The sequence below is a fragment of the Empedobacter sp. UBA7252 genome (assembly GCF_002472765.1).
Taxonomy (GTDB): Bacteria; Bacteroidota; Bacteroidia; order Flavobacteriales; family Weeksellaceae; genus Empedobacter; species Empedobacter falsenii_B.
In genome coordinates, this window is record NZ_DKSQ01000048.1 from 1 (window position 1) to 18,683 (window position 18,683).

Here is an 18,683-nt window from a genome sequence, read left to right on the forward strand (position 1 = left end):
AAAATTCAGGGGGATATCCAATACTATCAAAAATACTAACCCTTACTATTATTCAATCAATAAACAGAAACCAAAATAGAAATATTAACAAATTAAAAATTAATATTACCTAAATGCACTACGGGTTAATAATAATATATATAATAGCTTTTTCATGGTATCGATAAATGTAGATAACTAAATAATATTTATTTAATTATCTACATAATTTATTAGATTATTACTTTAATTTGCAGGTGGAATAGATTCTATTAATTTTTCCATTTCACATAGCTTTTTATCTGCTTCATTTATTGCTGCTAAATCCCAAGTTGCGTCTTTATCTTTGCAAGCCATTATATAACCTCCACATTCTGTACTTGATTTAAATAAATCACATTCTTTTTCTACAACTGTAGTAGTGTTAGTTTCATTTGCCATTGCAAAAGTTCCGATAAGTGCAAAAGCACTTGTTAATAACATTTTTTTCATTTTTTAAGTAATTTAGTTTTTTAATAATCAATCATAGTTTGCAACCTACAATTGCCTCATTAACGTTAATTACATCAATAATAATAATAATAATAAATGAATAAAACAAATCGTTTTGTAAGTTAAGTAATTAAAAACAAATAGAATATGTTAAATTCTTACTCCAATTCAATAGGGTTATAAGGCATTCCACCAAAATTGGTTATAGGTTTCTTATTTTCGTCAAGTGCAACTCCTTTTAACCTTTCAGCTGCATTTTCATGATAATCTTTTTCAGCTTTATAGAATTCTGTTTTCTTAACTTTTATAGGTGTTTTTTCACCTTGAGCTAAATAGATTTGTTTAGGATTTTGGTTGCTAGCGTTTGCTGTAAAATGATAATGTTCTTTATCATCATAAATCTCTAAAATAAGACCAGGCAAACCATAAAATTTATACGGACCAGCATTCATTGGGATTTCGTCAGTGTACCAAGCCGTCCATTTTCTACCACCGTAGTTTACAGTCGCTTTTTTTGCAGTATAATTCAAGATTTGTTTGGTGTCATTCAGTTGTTTCCAATCTAATTTTGGTAACGTTTCTTTGTAAAGAAAATCATTCGGAGAGATTCTATCAACAAATGTAAGTTCATCATTTTCTTTCTTTAGAATAAGTTGATATTTAAAAGCAGATTTAAAACTTTGAGACATTATTTGATTAAATTCATTCGTCTTAATTGTAGGTAAATGACTAAAACTTTCAAGAATAGAATCCGTACCGATTTGATTGTAATCGACGAATTTATTGTAACGTTTACCAATTTGTAAAAGTGCTAAACCAGTTTTTGTTTTTTCAGGTTTTTTTACATTACGAACAATTTTGTAGTCATAAATAATGTTGTAATTGGACAACTCGTAATTCGTTTGCGAATATTTAATAGGCGCAAAGGATATATCAGTTTTTATTTGTGGCTGTGCATATACAATGCAACCAATAAAAATGATAAAATAGTATAGTAATTTCATTATAAGGTTGTTAATTATGATGAAATTACTATAAATATTTTTATTCTACAAATATAGTATTAATTTATTTTTAAATTATTTACCACGTCAACCAACTTTTTAGTTAAGTTTTTACGGTTGAATTGTTGAACTTCGTCTTCGTTTGTTTCAAATTTTTGAAGAGGATTTCTTAACCATTGGTTATAAATAGAAAGGATGAAAGATTTTATTTCAGTAACATCTTGATGGCTAAAATAATCGCCAGCTTTCGTTTTATGCAGTATTTTTTGAACATCAGCCTCAGCTGGTCCAATTGCTAAAATAGGATTTCCAGTCGCCATATATTCAAATAACTTTCCAGGAATAATTCCTTTAGATGCAACATTATCAAAGTTGGTCAAAATCAAAACATTTGCTGTATTAATAGCGTTCAATGACTCTTGATGTGAAACGTAACCATGTGCAACCAAGTTTTTCTCTAAACCTGCATCAATCACTGTTTGTTTGACGTCATCAGCTAAAGAACCATAAAAATTAAGTTTTAAATCTTCTTTGAATGATTGATTTTCGGAAGTTAATTCAGCTAAAGCTTTCCACAATGCAACAGGATTTCGAAGCATTTCCAAACCTCCAGAATACGTCAAATGAAAGTGATTTTGATCTTTTTCTGTTTGTTGTTTTACTTCTTCAAAACCATTTGTAATTACTTCTACATGTTTTGCACCAATCTTCTTGAAATTTTCTCCATCAGCATAACTTGTTGCTAAAACAACATCTGCTTTTTGCATTACTTCACGCTCTAAATCTTCGTGTTTTTTTGCAGCCCAAAAAGTTAATTTCAATTCTTTGTGATAACTAATTTGAGTCCATGGATCACGAAAATCTGCCAACCATTTGAGATTTGGTAATTGTTTTTTCAATTTCAAACCGATTAAATGTAAGCTATGAGGCGGACCAGAAGTTACAATCGTATCTATATTTTCTTTCTGTAAAAAGTCTTTTAAATATTCTGCAGAAGGATTTACCCAAAACTTGCGCGCATCTGGAATAAAGAAATTTCCACGCACAAAAACTGACAATCTCGACATGAAAGATTGATTTTCTTTCTTTTCGAAATGTCCACCTTTATAAGCTTTATTCTTTGGATTCAGTTTTTCTGCTAACTGATAAGGTTCCCAAATTTTATTCTTGATGATTTTAACTTTTGGATTAATGTCCTTGGCTAAAGTTTCATCGAGAATTGGATAAGAAGGATTTTCTGGAATATAAACATAGGTTTCATATCCAAATTCAGGAAGATATTTTGTGAATTTCAACCATCTTTGAACACCAGGACCTCCCGCAGGAGGCCAGTAATAGGTGATGATTAATATTTTTTTCATTCCAAAATTAAGCCTTTTCAGCGACTAAGTTTAAATTCTCTTTTATAGAACATTTTTTATATCCCAAATAAATACCTCCAGCCACAACGATTAAAAGTAAAATATTCGAAACTATCACAATCATATTTCCAGTAGAAATAACTTGTGGTTTAAATTCCATCACGATTGTATGATTTCCTTTTTGTACAGGAACTGCACGCAAAACATAATTCGCTTTTTCGATCGGAACTTCTTTTCCATCAACCGTTGCAATCCAACCGTGCGGATAATAAACTTCTGAGAAAACAGCAATTTGATCTGTATTAGAAGAAGATTTATACGTCATCTTCATTAGTGAATAATCAACCAATTCAATTTTCGCATTAGTATCTGCCGAAACATTCATGTTTTTATTCTCAACCAAATCTTTACGTAAAATTACCGTGTTATTAATTGGAGTAGAATTTATCGCTAAAATTTCATCATTTGCATTTTCTGTCCATTTGATATTTGAGGCTAACCAAACACTTCCCAAAGCTGTAGGATTTTGCTGTACTTGCGGCTCCGTTGGACTTCCATGAATAATGTATTTCGTATTCATCATATTCAATACATTAATCAAACCTGTTTCATCTTTGATTCCATATTTTTTCAATTGCGGATCTTGAGAAAAATAGATATCCACAACATCTTGGTATTTTCCTAATTTCGCCGCATGATAACCACCAATTGAAGGAACAAAATATGAAGTTCCAGCTTCATTAAATGTACTCAAAACCGTATTGTACACACGGAAATGTGATTTATCTTGTTTTGAAATATTTAATAATAAATTATTCAATGGAACTTTGTAAGCAATTTGCGCTACATTATTGTTGTTCTCTGCTTCAGTTTGTAAACGAGGCGACATTTCAGTTGGGAAAGGATTATCAACAATGTATTTAGATACAAAATTATCTTCGTTCAAATATCTTTTATTCACCGTAAATCCGTCAATAAAAGCCAATGCACCAATCGCTAAAATGACGATAATTGGTTTTTTGATAAACTTGAATAAATAAGCCAACAACAAAGCCATTGTGAACAAAACAAAAATCAATGTGCGAACTGTATCCGCTTTAAACATAGAAATTCTATCTTGAATTAATGCTTCATCTAATCGTTTTATTAATCCATCCCAAAGTCCGATTGCATTTGGATTTGCTTGCTGAATTTGTCCGATTAATTGTTCAGTCATTAATTTTTCATTCTCTGATGTAAATGGAAAAATCATTCCACCGAATAAGAAGAAAATAATTAGAATTCCGACTGTAGAACCACCAGCTATATAAAGTACTTTCTTTTTGAATTCATCTGATTCGTCAGAATTAAAGAAATAATATAAAGTCAAAATTGCTAAGAAAGGCATTGTAAATTCGGCAATTACCAAGATTGATGATACAGCGCGGAACTTATCATACATCGGGAAATAATCAATGAATAAGTTGGTAACGAATGGTAAATTTTTACCCCAAGCCAAAATGAAACTTAGAATCGTTGCTCCAACTAACCATTTTTTATAGGTCGCGTATTTTCCACGTACCATAAACATTCCGATAATAAACAAGAAAACGACTACAGCTCCCTGATATGCAGGTCCGGAAGTTCCTGGCTGATCTCCCCAATATGCACTTCTCGGTTGACTTGCCACAGCTTGAAAAACTTGCTGATTGAACTCGTCTTCACCAAGGCTATATTGAGTATTTTGTAATTCTGATGTATAATTCTTTAAATCTTCTGGATTCGTTTGCGAACCACCACCCATCAAATTTGGAATAAAAAGATTTAATGTTTCTAATTTTCCATAACTCCATTGTGTGATATAATCGTGATCTAATCCGTTCGAATTCTTTTTCAACAAGGTCATCTCAGATTTTCCACGAGTTGTTTCTTTACTGTATTCGTAAGTTGACAATAATCGATTTGCATTCAATCCTGCTGCAATAATTAAAGCGACAACTACTAATGCAGATGATTTTAAGAAATCTGGTAATTCTTTTTTCTTTAAACTATCAATAAATTGAACAATTGCAAAAACCAACATCGCTAAAAACAAATAGAACGTCATTTGAATGTGATTGGCTTGTAATTGCAATCCCATAAACAAGGTTGTAAGTACAAAACCTGCAATGTATTTTTTACGATACAATAAAAGAATTCCGGCAACAAAAGGCGCGAAATAACCAATTGTATGGAGCTTTCCGTTATGCCCTGCTGCAATCAGCTCAAAATAATACGAACTAAAAGCAAAGAAAATTGCACCAACTAAAGCATATTGCCATTTTTTGAAAAGCGTTAAGCCAAGAATAAAAAATCCTGTAAATAACAAGAAAATATAATCTGCTGGACGTGGTAAAAATCTGAAAACACCATCTATCGTTTTGATAATATCAAAATCATATTTTGCTCCAGTTTGATAGGTTGGCATTCCACCAAACATCGCATCAGACCAATAGACATTTTCTCCTGTTTTGTCTTGATACGTCAACATTTCTTGCGCACTACCCCTGTAGTTGATAATATCAGGTTGAATAACAGATTTTCCCGATAAAACTGGTGAACAATACACCAATGCAATCACTGCAAAAAGCAGCAATGAGATAAGAACGTAGAGTAAATTCTTTTTATTTTTCATCCTTTTTTTCTTCGATTATTTCGTAATCCACCGTTTCGGCGTCTATATTATATTTCGGTTTGTCGAAAGATGTGTTTGGTTTCGATTCGTTGTACGAATCATTTGAGTTTTGGTTCTGATTATAAGCATTTCTTTGCTGATTAATTGCTTCTTGAAAAACTTTTTTCACTGCAAATACTTTTCTTAAAAATCTAAAAATAGTTAAGAAAATAATACTTAAAATTATAATCCAAATAATTGTTTTCATTTTAGTTAACTGTTGTGACAGTTGTAACCGACTCAGTCATCGTTTGTTTTTGACCTTGCGCTTCTACTGTACGTTTTAATGTTTCCTTTTTCGTTAAATTAACTTTGTTGATCCAACCAGATTTAGTGTCCAACAAAATTTTTCCATCTACATTCGCACTACTATTCGCAGACATTGTAACACCTTGTTGCGACTCATTACCTTTCAAACTTTGCGTTCCATTTACAGTAATTGTCGTATTTGCAGGCTCAACACTTGCTAAAGTTCTTTTCATCGAAATATTTCCTTTCATTGGACCTTGATCAATTTTTTGACTATCGCTCCAAGATTCTTTAAGCGCTAAAGTTTTGTTAGGGAAAATATTCATCGTTTCTTCAAATTGAGAAGAAATTGCTTGTTTGTTTAATGAATTGTCGATAATCTGTGTAAAGAATTTAAACTCTTCTGCTGAAACTTGTTTCTTCACAGAGTTAAGAATTGAAGTTTTGATTCCTTCTAATCCATCAACGCTTACAACTTTTCCTTTCTGATCAACTTTCATTGTATACGTTTTTCCTGTCATAGCTTTGTAAATCGACCAAGAAACCGCAATATCTTTGTTCGCTGGTTTTGCAGCATTTGTGTCATACGAAATTGATTTTCCCGAAGGATCTGTCATTTTCTCGCTATATTGTTTAGATTTCACTTCTAATGTATACACACCATCTTTGAAATCTTTTACCGTATAATCAATTTGTTTTTTACTTTCACTTGACATTTTTTGAGATTGTTTCCCGTCCGAAGCCGTGTGAGTTGTTTTAATTCCCAACGTCATTGGATAAGTCTTTCCTATCTCCAAATTGTATTTGTATGCATATTTGTCATCTGCACCTTTTGTTATTGCAACAACTTCTGTTTCAGCAGGCGTTTCAGCGATTTTCAAAGAATCTGTTGTTTCTATTTTGGCAACTGTATCACCTTTTTCGTTCACAATTAATTCTTTTCCATCTTTATCTTTTCCTACGACTTTATCATCTTTTTTACATGAAACAACTGCCATTGCGACAGCCATCATGAATAGTAATTTTTTCATATCAATTTTATGTTTGATAATTGGTTTATTGCCAAAATCAATCCAAAAATAAGGATTTTAGTTGATTTTTTAACATTAAGATTTTAAAACAATCATATCTAGAAAATTAGATGATTGAAAAGAATTTATTGTCAATCTAGAAAATTATAAAGTATTACAAATTGTCATAATTAATAAATACAAAAAAAGCCTCCCAATTTGGGAGGCTTTTTACTATATAATCGAATAGATTATGCTTCTTCTGTACTTTCAGTTTCAGCAGCTGGTGCAGCTTCTTCTGTTTTAGTACTTTTTTTACTACGACGTGTAGTTGCTTTTTTCTCTACTTTCGCGTTAGTGTAGATATCATTGAAATCTACTAACTCGATCATTGCAGTATCAGCACCGTCACCTAAACGGAATCCAGTTTTGATGATACGAGTGTATCCTCCTGGGCGATTTGCAATTTTAGGAGCTACAGTTCTGAATAATTCAGTTACAGCTTCTTTATCTTGTAAGTATGAAAATACAACGCGACGGTTGTTAGTATCGTCTGTTTTAGACTTTGTCAATAAAGGCTCAACATATGTTTGTAATGCTTTAGCCTTTGCTACTGTTGTGTTAATTCTCTTGTGAGTAATCAACGCTATAGCTAAATTAGATAATAAAGCTCTTCTATGAGAGGCAGTTCTACCTAAATGGTTAAATTTTTTTCCGTGTCTCATTTTTTAATAAAATTATTCTACGTCTAACTTATATTTTACGATGTCCATTCCAAAGTTAAGACCTTTGCTGTCCACCAATTCTTCTAACTCTGTAAGAGATTTCTTACCAAAGTTTCTGAATTTCATTAAGTCAGACTTAGCGAAAGAAACTAATTCGCCTAATGTTTCAACTTCAGCTGCTTTTAAACAATTTAATGCTCTTACTGATAAATCCATATCTACCAATTTTGTTTTCAATAATTGGCGCATATGTAATGCTTCTTCATCATAAGTTTCACCAGATGCAACTTCTTCCGCTTCTAATGTTATTCTCTCATCTGAGAATAACATAAAGTGGTGAATTAAGATTTTAGCTGCTTCAGTTAAAGCATCTTGAGGTGTTATAGAACCATCTGTTGTAATTTCAAAAACTAATTTTTCGTAGTCAGTTTTTTGTTCTACACGATAGTTTTCAATTGCGTATTTTACATTCTTAATTGGAGTGTAAATTGAGTCAATTGCTATAGTACCGATTGGCGCAGAAGCCTTTTTATTCTCATCAGCTGGTACGTATCCTCTACCTTTTTCGATTGTAAATGTAATTGTTACGTTTACTTTAGCGTCTAAGTTAGCGATAACTAATTCAGGGTTTAAAACTTGGAATCCAGAAATAAATTTCCCTAAATCACCTGCTGTTAATTGATCTTGCCCTAAGATAGTAGCAGTTACAGTTTCAGCATCTGATTCATCAATTTGTTTCTTAAAACGAACCTTTTTCAGATTTAAAATGATCTCTGTAACATCTTCCACTACTCCTGGAATAGTTGAAAATTCGTGCTCAACTCCTTCAATTTTGATTGAAGTGATCGCATATCCTTCTAATGAAGAAAGTAACACTCTACGTAGAGCATTTCCAACTGTAATCCCGTATCCTGGCTCTAATGGACGGAACTCAAATTGTCCGAATTTAGAGTCAGACTCTACTAAGATTACTTTGTCAGGTTTGATGAAATTTAAAATAGTCATTTTATTAGTCTGATTTTAAGGTTTATTTAGAATATAACTCGACGATTAATTGCTCTTTAATATCTTCTGGAATTTGAACTCTTTCTGGAGCTTTTGTGAAAGTTCCTGATTTTTGTTCGTCGTTCCAAATTAACCAATCGTACTCGCTACGTGCGTGTAAAGAGTTTGTGATTGCAGCTAAAGATTTAGATTTTTCTCTAACAGCGATTACATCACCAGCTTTTAATTGGTAAGAAGGGATGTTCACGATTTCTCCGTTTACAGTTACGTGTTTGTGAGATACTAATTGACGTGCAGCACTACGTGAGTTTGCGATACCTAAACGGTAAACTACGTTATCTAAACGAGATTCACATAATTGTAATAATACTTCACCTGTAATTCCTTTAGAAGCATTTGCTTTTTTGTATAAGTTAGCAAATTGACGCTCTAAAATACCGTAAGTATATTTTGCTTTTTGTTTTTCAGTTAACTGAATAGCGTATTCTGATTTTTTAGCTCTTCTTTTGTTAGGTCCGTGTTGCCCTGGAGGATATTTCTTTTTCTCAAAAGATTTATCGTCACCGAAAATTGGTTGTCCAAATTTTCTTGCAATTTTAGTTTTTGGTCCTGTATATCTTGCCATGATTTGTTACTATTAAATATATTAAATAATTAAATTGAGAAAAATGATTATACTCTTCTCTTTTTAGGTGGACGACATCCATTGTGTGGTAATGGAGTAACATCAACGATTTCAGAAACCTCGATACCACCGTTATGAATTGTTCTAATAGCAGATTCACGACCTTGACCTGGTCCTTTCACGAATACTTTTACTCTTCTTAATCCTGCTTCGTATGCAACTGTTGTTGCATCTTGAGCAGCTACTTGAGCAGCGTAAGGAGTGTTCTTTTTAGATCCACGGAATCCCATTTTACCTGCTGAAGACCAAGAGATAACTTCACCGTTTTTGTTTGTTAAAGTAACGATAACATTGTTAAACGATGCTTGAATATGAGCTTGTCCAGTAGCTTCAATAACTACTTTTCTTTTCTTTACTACTTTCTGATTTTTTGCCATGATCCTATTTATTATTTAGTGGCTTTTTTCTTGTTAGCAACTGTTTTCTTTTTACCTTTTCTTGTACGTGAGTTATTTTTTGTTCTTTGACCACGTAATGGTAAACCTAATCTGTGACGAATACCTCTTTGACATCCGATATCCATTAAACGTTTAATGTTTAATTGGATTTCTGATCTTAATTCACCTTCTACTTTGAAAGTTTCATTGATCGATGCACGGATTGCGTTGATTTCTTCATCAGTCCATTCGCTAACTTTTGTATCTTCTGAAATATTATTTTCAGCTAAGATTTTAGAAGCACTGCTTCTTCCGATCCCGTAAATGTATGTAAGTCCGATTACCCCTCTTTTGTTTTTAGGTAAATCTACACCTGAAATTCTTGCCATAATTCTAAATAATTAACCTTGTCTTTGTTTAAACTTAGGATTCTTTTTGTTGATCACATACAAACGTCCTTTACGACGCACAATTTTACAGTCAGCACTTCTCTTTTTAATGGATGCTCTAATTTTCATCTTTGTAAATTTATTTATAATCCGATAGAGTTAACGTATCTACATTAACTCTATCACCAGTCGTTATTATTTCTTTTAGTATCTGTAAGATATTCTACCTTTCGTTAAATCGTAAGGAGACATCTCTATTTTAACTCTATCACCTGGTAATAATTTGATATAGTGCATACGCATTTTACCAGATATGTTACATGTTACAACATGTCCATTTTCTAATTCGACACGGAACATTGCATTTGATAATGCTTCTGTAATCGTACCGTCTTGTTCAATATGTTTTTGTTTAGCCATAAATCTTTTTAATAAAATCTTATTAGATATCTCTTGAAGTTCTACCTGAAGACATTAAACCATCGTAACGGTGATTTAATAAATATGTATTAATTTGTTGTACAGTATCTAAGATAACTCCCACCATAATTAACATTGATGTACCTCCAAAGAACATTGCTAAGCTCTGTTCTACACCTAATAATTTTACAATCGCTGGCAAAACAGCAAGCAAAGTTAGTAAAATTGCTCCAGGTAACGTAATTTTTGATAAAATTTCGTCTAAAAAATTTGCAGTTTCTTTTCCAGGACGGATTCCAGGGATGATTCCTCCGTTACGTTTAAGATCTTCTGCCATTTGGTTTACTGGGATTGTGATTGCAGTATAGAAATATGTGAAGATAATAATTAGTAATCCGAAGATCAAATTGTATTCCCACGTAAATGGATCTGCCATTTTCGCGAAGAATGCTTTTACTGGACTTCCTTCGTCTAAGAAATAGTTTGCCAATGTTCCTGGTAAAAACATAATTGCTTGTGCGAAGATAATAGGCATTACACCTGCTGCATTTACTTTAAGTGGAATATATGAACGTACAGAGTCTGTAACTGATCTCATATATGAACTACTTGAAGTTTGCGCTCTTCTTACATATTGTACTGGTACTTTACGCACCGCTGCAACAATCATAATACACATTGCAATAACTAGGATTAACCCTAACATTTCTATCAAGAAGAAAATACCGTTTGAAGGGTCAACTTCAAATGCATTAAATATTGCTTTTGGTAAGTCGGCTAGGATACCAACCATAATTAAGATTGAAATACCGTTACCTATACCTTTGTCAGTAATTTTTTCTCCCATCCACATGGCAAAGATTGTCCCTGTAATCAAAATGATTGTTGAAGGGAACCAGAACCAAAAGTTGGTTGGAGGAATTACATAGATAGCATATGATGAAGTTGGATCGTAAGGTAAAATTTGAGAAGTTACTAATGTAAGGTATGCTGGTGCTTGCACCAAACAAATCCCGATTGTTAACCATCTCGTAATTTGGTTTACTTTGTTACGTCCGCTTTCTCCTTCTTTTTGTAGTTTTTGGATGTAAGGTACTGCTAATCCCATCAATTGTATAACAATCGAAGCAGAGATATAAGGCATAATTCCTAACGCAAATACGGAAGCTCTCTTAAAAGAACCTCCGGTAAAAGAGTTTAATAATCCTAAAATTCCTGAATTTGCATTTTCTTGGTCTGCAACAAAACGATTAACCTCGTTAATATCGACACCTGGAAGTGGAATATGAGAACCGAATCTATAAACCAACAATAGAAGGATAGTTACAAGTAACTTATCCTTCAATTCTTTTATGCTCCAGATATTTTTTATGGTCTGTATAAACCCTTTCATCTATAAAATATATTCTTAAGCGTTAACTAATTCTACTTTACCTCCTGCATTCACAATAGCTTCTTGAGCTGTTTGAGTGAATTTATCAGCAGTAACATTAACAGTTGCTTTTAACTCTCCACGACCTAAAATTTTCACTAAGTCATTTTTGTGAGCTAATCCTAACTGAACTAATGTTTCTTTATTTAAAGTATCTGTAATTTTGTTGTTATCAACTAATTGTTGAATTGTATCTAAATTGATTCCTGTGTACTCAACTCTGTTGATGTTTTTGAAACCAAATTTAGGTAAACGTCTTTGTAAAGGCATTTGTCCACCTTCGAAACCGATTTTTCTTGAATAACCAGAACGAGATTTAGCACCTTTGTGTCCACGACCTGCTGTCAAACCGTTTCCACTACCTTCACCTCTACCTTTACGGAATTTATTTTGTACTGAACCAGCAGCTGGTTTTAAATTACTTAAATTCATTTTTAATAATTTTTAAAAGGTTAAAAGCGATTAAGCTCTTTCTACTACTACTAAGTGTGAGATTTTACGGATCATTCCTTCAATTTGAGGAGTTGATTCGTGCTCAACAACTTGATTCAACTTTTTTAAACCTAAAGCAACTAATGTAGCTTTTTGAGATTTATCACGGTTGATTGCACTACGTGTTTGTTTTACTCTTACTTTGCTCATTTTACTTTTTTTTAACCGTTGAATACTTTAGTTACAGAAATACCTCTTTGACGAGCAATAGTCTCTACAGAACGTAAGCTTAATAAAGCGCGGAATGTAGCTTTTACTGCGTTATGAGGGTTAGAAGAACCTTTTGATTTTGATAATACATCATGTACACCAACTGATTCTAATACCGCACGTACTGTACCACCTGCAATTACCCCTGTACCTTTAGATGCTGGACGGATGAATACTTGCGCACCACCGAAACGAGCTTCTTGTTCGTGAGGAATTGTGTTGTTAAATAACGGGATACGTACTAAGTTTTTCTTAGCGTCTTCGATAGCTTTAGCGATTGCAGAAGCTACGTCTTTAGATTTCCCTAATCCGTAACCTACTACTCCGTTTCCGTCACCTACTACTACGATTGCAGAGAAACCAAATGCTCTACCTCCTTTTGTTACTTTAGTAACACGTTGTACTCCAACTAAACGATCTTTTAAATCTAAACCTGTTGGTTTTACTCTTTCTACGTTTTTAAATCCTAACATAATTTCTTTCTCTTTTTTAGAATTTTAATCCACCTTCTCTAGCACCATCTGCTAAAGCTTTGATTCTACCATGATATACGAAACCGTTACGATCAAAAACTACAGTTTCAATTCCTTTTGCAATAGCTTTAGCAGCTAATGCTTTACCAACTGATACAGAAACTTCAGATTTTGTACCTTCTACAGCAACACCTTTTTCACGAGATGATGCAGAAGCTAAAGTTACTCCATTGTTATCGTCAATAATTTGAGCGTAAATTTCTTTGTTAGAACGGTAAACTGATAAACGAGGTTTAGTTTCTGTTCCAAAAATATTTCGACGCACGCGTCTTTTTATTTTTTGTCTTTTTTCTACTTTAGATAATGCCATTTTTCAATGATTTTTATGCAGATTTACCTGCTTTTCTTCTAATAATTTCTCCTACGAATTTAATTCCTTTTCCTTTGTAAGGCTCTGGCTTACGGTAAGAACGAATTTTCGCTACAATCATTCCTAATAATTGATTATCATGAGATGATAATGTAATAATAGGATTTTTACCTTTTTCTGTTAAAGTTTCAACTTTAATTTCAACAGGTAATTCAATAACGATATTGTGAGAGAAACCTAATGACAAATCTAATTTTTGTCCGTTGTTAGATGCTCTATAACCAACACCAACTAATTCTAATTGTTTTTTAAAACCTTCTGTTACACCAGTAATCATGTTATTGATTAATGAACGGTATAAACCATGTAAAGCTTTGTTATCTTTAGAATCGTTTGGACGAACTACAGTTAAAACTCCGTCTTCGATTGTTAAATCAAATCCTTCTTTTAACTCTCTTGTCATTGTAATGTTGTTACCTTTTACAGTAACTACGTTATCTTTAAATTCAACAGTTGCTGCAGCAGGGATGTTGATATGTGCGTGTCCTATTCTTGACATAATTTCTTAATTTTTTAAAAGATTAATAAACAAAACATAAAACTTCACCACCTACATTCTCTTGACGAGCTTGTTTATCTGTCATCACACCTTTAGAAGTTGAGATGATAGCAACACCTAAACCGTTTAATACACGAGGTAATTCTTTAGATCCTGCGTATTGACGTAAACCTGGAGTTGAAGCTCTTTTGATTTTACGGATAGCTGGCTCTTTAGTAACTTTGTCGTACTTTAAAGCGATTTTGATTGTTCCTTGAGGTTGATCTTGTCCTTCGAATTTGTAGTTCAAGATGTAACCTTGTTCAAATAAGATCTTAGTGATCTCTTTTTTAATTTTAGATGCAGGGATTTCCACTACTTTGTGTCCTGCCATCATTGCATTTCTAACGCGAGTTAGAAAATCTGAAATTGGATCTGTATACATAAATAATTCTATAGTATAGCGCGTAAGCACTACTTTTAAAATTAAACTTTTACCAAAATGCACTATGCATTTGGGTTGCAAATATATTGCATATTTTTTAATTACAAACTATTAATCTAAATAATTTATTTTTAATCGTTTTATAACTAGGGATTAAGACAAAACATGAAACTCAATCTTTATATTTATTTATCTTTTTAATCGATCTCAACAATTAATTCTTGATGTAATCTTCTATTTTTATTCTTAAAAAATAGCTGAAAGTCAAAACAATTTATATAAATTTGATTTGGCTTTAGGGGTATTCTGAAAAGAATTGAGAGAGTCCCTTTGAACCTGATACGGTTAACACCGACGTAGGGAAAAGCAATATCTATGCAATTATTTAATATTTGCAACGCTTTATTTTCAAAGAAAATCCTCTTTAGCCATTAATTGTTTCATCTAAAAAATTATCAATTAATGGAAAATCTAATTATTCAAAATTTACATGCTGTCCGGACAAAAAATCCGCTTGTTCACAACATCACCAATTTTGTGGTGATGAACAATACTGCAAATGCTCTTTTGGCAATTGGAGCATCGCCTGTTATGATACATGCACACAAAGAAGTGGAAAATATCGTCAAAATCTCAAATGCATTAGTCATCAATATCGGAACTCTTGATGATTATTGGGCAGAAAGCATGCTAATTGCAGCAAAAAAAGCAGATCAACTGAATAAACCTTGGGTATTAGACCCTGTTGGAGCTGGAATTTCAACTTTCAGAAATGAACTTATAAAAGAACTGCTTCGCTATCATCCTACTGTCATAAGAGGAAATGCTTCAGAAATTTTAGCTTTAGATACCTTCGAAGCTGTTCAGGGAAAAGGAGTCGACAGTACACATCAAAGTAATCAAGCGATAAAAGCAGCACACAATTTAAACCAGAAAATTGGATCTGTTGTTTGCATTTCAGGTGCTTCAGATTTTATTGTATCCAACAATCCGATAATTGAAATTAAAAATGGTCATGAATTGATGACTAAAGTTACTGGTTTAGGTTGTTCAGCAACAGCTAGCATCGGTGCTTTTATTGGCCTTAATAAAAATCCTTTCCTCGAAACGGTTAGCGGCATGGCCATATTTAGTTTAGCAGGTGAATTGGCACAGAAAAAAAGTAATGGCCCAGGAACCTTACAAATGAATTTGTATGACACGTTATACCATATATCTGCAGAAGAAATTCAAACAAATTTGAAAATCTCAGTTTATGAAGATTAATCCAACTTTTCCTTATCCTTTGTATTTAGTCATTTCTGAAAAAGATTGTACGCATCTTCATTGGTTAGATGTTGCAGAGCAAGCAATTATAGGTGGGGTTGATATCATTCAGCTTCGGGAAAAAAATTGCACTGTCAGCGAGTATATTTCAAAAGCTACAATATTAAAAAAAATTACGGACCACTACAATATCCCTTTGATTATTAACGATTCATTAGAAGTCGCAACCGCTGTTAATCCTTGGGGAATACATGTCGGGCAGTCAGATATATTACCTTCTGAAATTCACAAAAATGCACAAGCTCTAAAAAATATTGGTTGGTCTTTAGAAATTATCAAACAGTTGAATGATGATGAAATGAAATATGTACATCATTTAGGGGTAAGTCCAATATTTTCGACTCCAACAAAAACCAATACGATTACTGAATGGGGTTTTGAAGGATTAAAATTTTTGAAAACTAAAACATCAAAACCATTGATTGCAATTGGCGGAATTAATGAAAGTAATATTGCTAAAATCATACAAGCCGGTGCAGATAGTGTTGCAATTGTTTCTGCAATTTGCGGAAGCAAAAATCCAAAAAAATCTGCCCAAATTTTAAAACAAATTATTAACGAAAATGAATACCATCCAAAAAGCATATAGTGTCTTAACAATTGCCGGATTTGACGGAAGCGGTGGCGCTGGCATACAAGCTGATACCAAAACAATTTCCGCTCATGGCTGTTATGCAACAAATGTATTGACAGCCTTGCCTGTTCAAAATACACAAGGCGTACAAAATATTTACGAAATTCCTGCACAAGCAATTCGTGAACAAATTCAATCCATATTAGAGGATATTTATCCTGATGCAATAAAAATTGGAATGGTTCATAGTGTTGAATTGGTTCATATCATTTCAGAGGAATTAAAAAATTACAATAGACCGATTGTTTATGACCCTGTCATGGTTGCGACAAGTGGACATCGGTTAATCAAAGAAGAAACACTTGAAGCTTGCATAGAAAAGCTTTTTCCTTTGGCCACGCTTATCACGCCAAATCTTGATGAAGCAAGTATTTTGGTAAATCATAAAATTGATTCTGCTGAATTGATGCTTTCTTATGGAGAAACGATTTTAAATTTAGGTTGTCAGAATCTTTTATTAAAAGGCGGACATCTTCAGCAAGAAAAAATTATCAGTTATTTATTTCAAAAAGAACAACCTGTACAAAGTTATACCTCTCAAAAAATAGAGACAAAAAATACGCATGGTTCAGGCTGCACACTATCTTCTGCAATTGCGTGTAATTTAGCTTTGGGGGTTTCACTCACACAAAGTGTACAACTAGCACAAGAATATGTTGAACAAGCAATATTAGGAAGTAAAGACCTAACAATTGGAAAAGGAAATGGACCTCTTAATCATTTATTTAATCCACAAAAATTAAAAACCTATGACATTCACAACTAAAGCTTGGGAAACCATCGCGCCTATTTACAATGATATTCTAAATATGCCTTTTATAATTGAATTGCAAAATGGGTCATTACCAATAGAGAAATTTCAGTTTTACATGTTACAAGATGCAAAATATTTGGAACATTTTGGGCGAGTATTAGCTGCCATTGGATCAAAATCTGAAGACAATCAACAAGCCATTGACTTTTTCGAATTCGGAAAAAATGCATTAATTGTTGAACGTGCTTTACACGAATCCTATTTTGAGGATTTTGGATTATCGCAAAACATCATCATCGAAACACAACCTGTTTGTCACCATTATTCACATTTCTTAAAAAGTACAGCTGCATTCGAACCTATTGAAATTGCATTAGCTGCTGTTTTGCCTTGCTTTTGGATTTATAAAGAAGTTGGTGATGAAATCATCAAAAATCAAACAAAAGAAAATAATCCATATCAAAAATGGATTGAGACCTATAGTGGAGATGAATTTGGTGAAGGTGTAAAAAAAGCGAAAAGTTATGTTGATAAGATTGCAGAAGGAGCAACTGAAAAAATAAAAGAACAAATGCTAGAAGCTTTTGTCAAAGCAAGCGAATTAGAATTTCAGTTTTGGAATGCATCTTATGAAAATATCACATGGGAAAGAAAATAAATGCCATCTTTTTTGATTTTGATGGGGTAATCGTAAATAGTCAACAATTATGGGAGCTGATGTTTGATGAAGTCATTAAAATATATCGGTTGGATACGATATGTTTGGTAGAAAATGACGGAATGAATTTCACAACAAATGAAGCAATCCAATTGATGTTAGAAAATCAGCAACGCTTTACAAATCATTTGTACGAGGAAATAATCGATTGGACAGAAAAATTTTATGTCGAAAACTTTCATCAGTTTGTACAATTAAATGACCACGTTGCTGAGATGTTGGAACATTTAAAAGCCAATCAAATTCAAATTGTTCTTGTTTCCAATTCCTCTAGAAGACAAATTAAGTATGCTTTTCAACAATTAAAACTTCATTCCTATTTTGATCACACTATTTCAGCAGATGATGTTTCAAAAGGAAAACCAAATGCAGAACCTTATTTAAAAGCTTTATCATTATGCGAAAAGCAAAAGGAAGAAGTTTTAGTTATCGAAGATTCACTCACCGGAATTAATTCAGCAAAAGATGCTGGTTTAAATTATAAAATTTACAACAATTCAGATTTTTGTCTTCAGCCAAATTACATAGCTGATTTTAGGGAATTGATCAAAGAAATATAAACCTTACAAAAACAAAAAAATCCTTACTCAATAAAGAGTAAGGATTTAATATTTCTAAAGCTATTGGTAAATTACCAAGACGCTTTTTTAACACCTGGGATTAACCCTTCGTTCGCCATTTCGCGGAAAGTTACACGAGAGATCCCGAAAGTTCTCATGTATCCTCTTGGACGACCTGTTAATTTACAACGGTTGTGTAAACGTACAGGAGAAGCGTTTTTAGGTAATTTTTGTAATGCTTCGTAGTCACCAGCTTCTAATAAAGCTTGACGTTTCGCAGCATATTTAGCAACTAATGCTTCTCTTTTGCGCTCACGCGCTTTCATTGATTCTTTAGCCATGA

The 18,683-nt window shown here is 32.7% G+C and carries 26 protein-coding genes and 1 riboswitch; of the genes, 5 read left to right on the forward strand and 21 right to left on the reverse strand.

The window, feature by feature from the left end; genetic code table 11:
* Window positions 1-225 precede the first annotated feature (225 nt).
* From B2X73_RS07150 to rpsH, 20 genes are all read right to left on the reverse strand, one after another.
* On the reverse strand, window positions 226-471 hold the full coding sequence (locus B2X73_RS07150; protein WP_291053185.1) for a hypothetical protein: 246 nt from the start codon (window positions 469-471) through the stop codon (window positions 226-228).
* A 158-nt stretch (window positions 472-629) separates the two neighbouring features.
* The gene (locus tag B2X73_RS07155) at window positions 630-1,475 is read right to left on the reverse strand and encodes a GLPGLI family protein (RefSeq protein WP_291096098.1); all 846 of its coding nucleotides are present in this window, start codon (window positions 1,473-1,475) and stop codon (window positions 630-632) included.
* A 59-nt stretch (window positions 1,476-1,534) separates the two neighbouring features.
* Window positions 1,535-2,836: a glycosyl transferase family 1 gene (locus B2X73_RS07160; protein ID WP_286495360.1), complete on the reverse strand. Its 1,302-nt coding sequence runs from the start codon at window positions 2,834-2,836 to the stop codon at window positions 1,535-1,537.
* A gap of 7 nt (window positions 2,837-2,843) precedes the next feature.
* The gene (locus B2X73_RS07165; protein ID WP_286495359.1) at window positions 2,844-5,489 is read right to left on the reverse strand and encodes a YfhO family protein; all 2,646 of its coding nucleotides are present in this window, start codon (window positions 5,487-5,489) and stop codon (window positions 2,844-2,846) included.
* The gene (locus B2X73_RS07170) at window positions 5,479-5,736 is read right to left on the reverse strand and encodes a hypothetical protein (protein WP_286495358.1); all 258 of its coding nucleotides are present in this window, start codon (window positions 5,734-5,736) and stop codon (window positions 5,479-5,481) included. The genes B2X73_RS07165 and B2X73_RS07170 overlap by 11 nt, the downstream gene beginning before the upstream one ends.
* Window position 5,737: 1 nt before the next feature.
* The gene (locus B2X73_RS07175) at window positions 5,738-6,808 is read right to left on the reverse strand and encodes a DUF6263 family protein (protein ID WP_286495357.1); all 1,071 of its coding nucleotides are present in this window, start codon (window positions 6,806-6,808) and stop codon (window positions 5,738-5,740) included.
* A gap of 230 nt (window positions 6,809-7,038) precedes the next feature.
* Window positions 7,039-7,512 carry a 50S ribosomal protein L17 gene (gene rplQ, locus B2X73_RS07180; RefSeq protein ID WP_038335555.1) on the reverse strand — a complete coding sequence of 158 codons (474 nt, stop codon included), beginning with the start codon at window positions 7,510-7,512 and terminating at the stop codon, window positions 7,039-7,041.
* A gap of 12 nt (window positions 7,513-7,524) precedes the next feature.
* Window positions 7,525-8,517 (reverse strand): DNA-directed RNA polymerase subunit alpha, encoded by a 993-nt coding sequence (locus B2X73_RS07185; RefSeq protein ID WP_291058705.1) that lies wholly within the window; start codon window positions 8,515-8,517, stop codon window positions 7,525-7,527.
* A gap of 22 nt (window positions 8,518-8,539) precedes the next feature.
* Entirely contained in the window at window positions 8,540-9,142 is a 603-nt protein-coding gene (rpsD, locus tag B2X73_RS07190; protein ID WP_038335550.1) for a 30S ribosomal protein S4, read from the reverse strand.
* Between the two features lie 47 nt (window positions 9,143-9,189).
* Window positions 9,190-9,579, reverse strand: coding sequence for a 30S ribosomal protein S11 (gene rpsK, locus B2X73_RS07195; protein WP_019974178.1), 390 nt, complete (start codon window positions 9,577-9,579; stop codon window positions 9,190-9,192).
* A gap of 11 nt (window positions 9,580-9,590) precedes the next feature.
* Window positions 9,591-9,968 (reverse strand): 30S ribosomal protein S13, encoded by a 378-nt coding sequence (rpsM, locus tag B2X73_RS07200; RefSeq protein WP_038335547.1) that lies wholly within the window; start codon window positions 9,966-9,968, stop codon window positions 9,591-9,593.
* A 12-nt stretch (window positions 9,969-9,980) separates the two neighbouring features.
* A complete protein-coding gene (gene ykgO, locus B2X73_RS07205; protein WP_013598490.1) occupies window positions 9,981-10,097 on the reverse strand; it encodes a type B 50S ribosomal protein L36 in 117 nt (38 codons plus the stop codon).
* Window positions 10,098-10,172: 75 nt separating this feature from the next.
* On the reverse strand, window positions 10,173-10,388 hold the full coding sequence (gene infA, locus B2X73_RS07210; protein ID WP_019974180.1) for a translation initiation factor IF-1: 216 nt from the start codon (window positions 10,386-10,388) through the stop codon (window positions 10,173-10,175).
* Window positions 10,389-10,410: 22 nt separating this feature from the next.
* Window positions 10,411-11,781, reverse strand: a complete 1,371-nt coding sequence (gene secY, locus B2X73_RS07215) for a preprotein translocase subunit SecY (RefSeq protein ID WP_038335544.1) — start codon at window positions 11,779-11,781, stop codon at window positions 10,411-10,413.
* Window positions 11,782-11,796: 15 nt separating this feature from the next.
* The gene (rplO, locus tag B2X73_RS07220; protein WP_114999016.1) at window positions 11,797-12,252 is read right to left on the reverse strand and encodes a 50S ribosomal protein L15; all 456 of its coding nucleotides are present in this window, start codon (window positions 12,250-12,252) and stop codon (window positions 11,797-11,799) included.
* A gap of 30 nt (window positions 12,253-12,282) precedes the next feature.
* On the reverse strand, window positions 12,283-12,462 hold the full coding sequence (rpmD, locus tag B2X73_RS07225) for a 50S ribosomal protein L30 (protein ID WP_038335538.1): 180 nt from the start codon (window positions 12,460-12,462) through the stop codon (window positions 12,283-12,285).
* A gap of 11 nt (window positions 12,463-12,473) precedes the next feature.
* On the reverse strand, window positions 12,474-12,995 hold the full coding sequence (rpsE, locus tag B2X73_RS07230; protein ID WP_114999014.1) for a 30S ribosomal protein S5: 522 nt from the start codon (window positions 12,993-12,995) through the stop codon (window positions 12,474-12,476).
* 16 nt (window positions 12,996-13,011) lie between these two features.
* Window positions 13,012-13,365, reverse strand: coding sequence for a 50S ribosomal protein L18 (gene rplR, locus B2X73_RS07235; protein WP_114999013.1), 354 nt, complete (start codon window positions 13,363-13,365; stop codon window positions 13,012-13,014).
* 13 nt (window positions 13,366-13,378) lie between these two features.
* Window positions 13,379-13,924, reverse strand: a complete 546-nt coding sequence (rplF, locus tag B2X73_RS07240; RefSeq protein ID WP_219034155.1) for a 50S ribosomal protein L6 — start codon at window positions 13,922-13,924, stop codon at window positions 13,379-13,381.
* Between the two features lie 22 nt (window positions 13,925-13,946).
* The gene (rpsH, locus tag B2X73_RS07245) at window positions 13,947-14,348 is read right to left on the reverse strand and encodes a 30S ribosomal protein S8 (RefSeq protein ID WP_019974187.1); all 402 of its coding nucleotides are present in this window, start codon (window positions 14,346-14,348) and stop codon (window positions 13,947-13,949) included.
* Window positions 14,349-14,635: 287 nt separating this feature from the next.
* Window positions 14,636-14,728: riboswitch (TPP riboswitch) on the forward strand.
* Between the two features lie 82 nt (window positions 14,729-14,810).
* Here rpsH and thiM point away from each other — a divergent pair.
* From thiM to B2X73_RS07270, 5 genes are read left to right on the forward strand one after another with little or no spacing between them, the layout of a single operon-like run.
* Window positions 14,811-15,614: a hydroxyethylthiazole kinase gene (gene thiM / locus B2X73_RS07250; protein ID WP_221853935.1), complete on the forward strand. Its 804-nt coding sequence runs from the start codon at window positions 14,811-14,813 to the stop codon at window positions 15,612-15,614.
* Complete coding sequence (gene thiE, locus B2X73_RS07255; protein ID WP_038335526.1) at window positions 15,604-16,263, forward strand: thiamine phosphate synthase; 660 nt, start codon at window positions 15,604-15,606, stop codon at window positions 16,261-16,263. Before thiM ends, thiE begins: the two co-directional genes overlap by 11 nt.
* Window positions 16,238-17,074, forward strand: coding sequence for a bifunctional hydroxymethylpyrimidine kinase/phosphomethylpyrimidine kinase (gene thiD / locus B2X73_RS07260; protein ID WP_038335524.1), 837 nt, complete (start codon window positions 16,238-16,240; stop codon window positions 17,072-17,074). Before thiE ends, thiD begins: the two co-directional genes overlap by 26 nt.
* Entirely contained in the window at window positions 17,058-17,720 is a 663-nt protein-coding gene (gene tenA / locus B2X73_RS07265; protein WP_038335522.1) for a thiaminase II, read from the forward strand. Before thiD ends, tenA begins: the two co-directional genes overlap by 17 nt.
* Window positions 17,705-18,340, forward strand: coding sequence for an HAD family hydrolase (locus B2X73_RS07270; RefSeq protein ID WP_125349695.1), 636 nt, complete (start codon window positions 17,705-17,707; stop codon window positions 18,338-18,340). The genes tenA and B2X73_RS07270 overlap by 16 nt, the downstream gene beginning before the upstream one ends.
* 71 nt (window positions 18,341-18,411) lie before the next feature.
* On the opposite strand, the gene rpsN is transcribed toward B2X73_RS07270, so the two are convergent.
* Entirely contained in the window at window positions 18,412-18,681 is a 270-nt protein-coding gene (gene rpsN, locus B2X73_RS07275; RefSeq protein WP_019974193.1) for a 30S ribosomal protein S14, read from the reverse strand.
* Between the last annotated feature and the right edge of the window lie 2 nt (window positions 18,682-18,683).

Excerpts from the sequence above, each read along its gene's own strand:
- B2X73_RS07150 (WP_291053185.1), bottom strand. The coding sequence starts at position 471 with ATGAAAAAAATGTTATTAACAAGTGCTTTTGCACTTATCGGAACTTTT.
- B2X73_RS07155 (WP_291096098.1), bottom strand. The coding sequence starts at position 1,475 with ATGAAATTACTATACTATTTTATCATTTTTATTGGTTGCATTGTATAT.
- B2X73_RS07160 (WP_286495360.1), bottom strand. The coding sequence starts at position 2,836 with ATGAAAAAAATATTAATCATCACCTATTACTGGCCTCCTGCGGGAGGT.
- B2X73_RS07165 (WP_286495359.1), bottom strand. The coding sequence starts at position 5,489 with ATGAAAAATAAAAAGAATTTACTCTACGTTCTTATCTCATTGCTGCTT.
- B2X73_RS07170 (WP_286495358.1), bottom strand. The coding sequence starts at position 5,736 with ATGAAAACAATTATTTGGATTATAATTTTAAGTATTATTTTCTTAACT.
- B2X73_RS07175 (WP_286495357.1), bottom strand. The coding sequence starts at position 6,808 with ATGAAAAAATTACTATTCATGATGGCTGTCGCAATGGCAGTTGTTTCA.
- rplQ (WP_038335555.1), bottom strand. The coding sequence starts at position 7,512 with ATGAGACACGGAAAAAAATTTAACCATTTAGGTAGAACTGCCTCTCAT.
- B2X73_RS07185 (WP_291058705.1), bottom strand. The coding sequence starts at position 8,517 with ATGACTATTTTAAATTTCATCAAACCTGACAAAGTAATCTTAGTAGAG.
- rpsD (WP_038335550.1), bottom strand. The coding sequence starts at position 9,142 with ATGGCAAGATATACAGGACCAAAAACTAAAATTGCAAGAAAATTTGGA.
- rpsK (WP_019974178.1), bottom strand. The coding sequence starts at position 9,579 with ATGGCAAAAAATCAGAAAGTAGTAAAGAAAAGAAAAGTAGTTATTGAA.
- rpsM (WP_038335547.1), bottom strand. The coding sequence starts at position 9,968 with ATGGCAAGAATTTCAGGTGTAGATTTACCTAAAAACAAAAGAGGGGTA.
- ykgO (WP_013598490.1), bottom strand. The coding sequence starts at position 10,097 with ATGAAAATTAGAGCATCCATTAAAAAGAGAAGTGCTGACTGTAAAATT.
- infA (WP_019974180.1), bottom strand. The coding sequence starts at position 10,388 with ATGGCTAAACAAAAACATATTGAACAAGACGGTACGATTACAGAAGCA.
- secY (WP_038335544.1), bottom strand. The coding sequence starts at position 11,781 with ATGAAAGGGTTTATACAGACCATAAAAAATATCTGGAGCATAAAAGAA.
- rplO (WP_114999016.1), bottom strand. The coding sequence starts at position 12,252 with ATGAATTTAAGTAATTTAAAACCAGCTGCTGGTTCAGTACAAAATAAA.
- rpmD (WP_038335538.1), bottom strand. The coding sequence starts at position 12,462 with ATGAGCAAAGTAAGAGTAAAACAAACACGTAGTGCAATCAACCGTGAT.
- rpsE (WP_114999014.1), bottom strand. The coding sequence starts at position 12,995 with ATGTTAGGATTTAAAAACGTAGAAAGAGTAAAACCAACAGGTTTAGAT.
- rplR (WP_114999013.1), bottom strand. The coding sequence starts at position 13,365 with ATGGCATTATCTAAAGTAGAAAAAAGACAAAAAATAAAAAGACGCGTG.
- rplF (WP_219034155.1), bottom strand. The coding sequence starts at position 13,924 with ATGTCAAGAATAGGACACGCACATATCAACATCCCTGCTGCAGCAACT.
- rpsH (WP_019974187.1), bottom strand. The coding sequence starts at position 14,348 with ATGTATACAGATCCAATTTCAGATTTTCTAACTCGCGTTAGAAATGCA.
- thiM (WP_221853935.1), top strand. The coding sequence starts at position 14,811 with ATGGAAAATCTAATTATTCAAAATTTACATGCTGTCCGGACAAAAAAT.
- thiE (WP_038335526.1), top strand. The coding sequence starts at position 15,604 with ATGAAGATTAATCCAACTTTTCCTTATCCTTTGTATTTAGTCATTTCT.
- thiD (WP_038335524.1), top strand. The coding sequence starts at position 16,238 with ATGAATACCATCCAAAAAGCATATAGTGTCTTAACAATTGCCGGATTT.
- tenA (WP_038335522.1), top strand. The coding sequence starts at position 17,058 with ATGACATTCACAACTAAAGCTTGGGAAACCATCGCGCCTATTTACAAT.
- B2X73_RS07270 (WP_125349695.1), top strand. The coding sequence starts at position 17,705 with ATGGGAAAGAAAATAAATGCCATCTTTTTTGATTTTGATGGGGTAATC.
- rpsN (WP_019974193.1), bottom strand. The coding sequence starts at position 18,681 with ATGGCTAAAGAATCAATGAAAGCGCGTGAGCGCAAAAGAGAAGCATTA.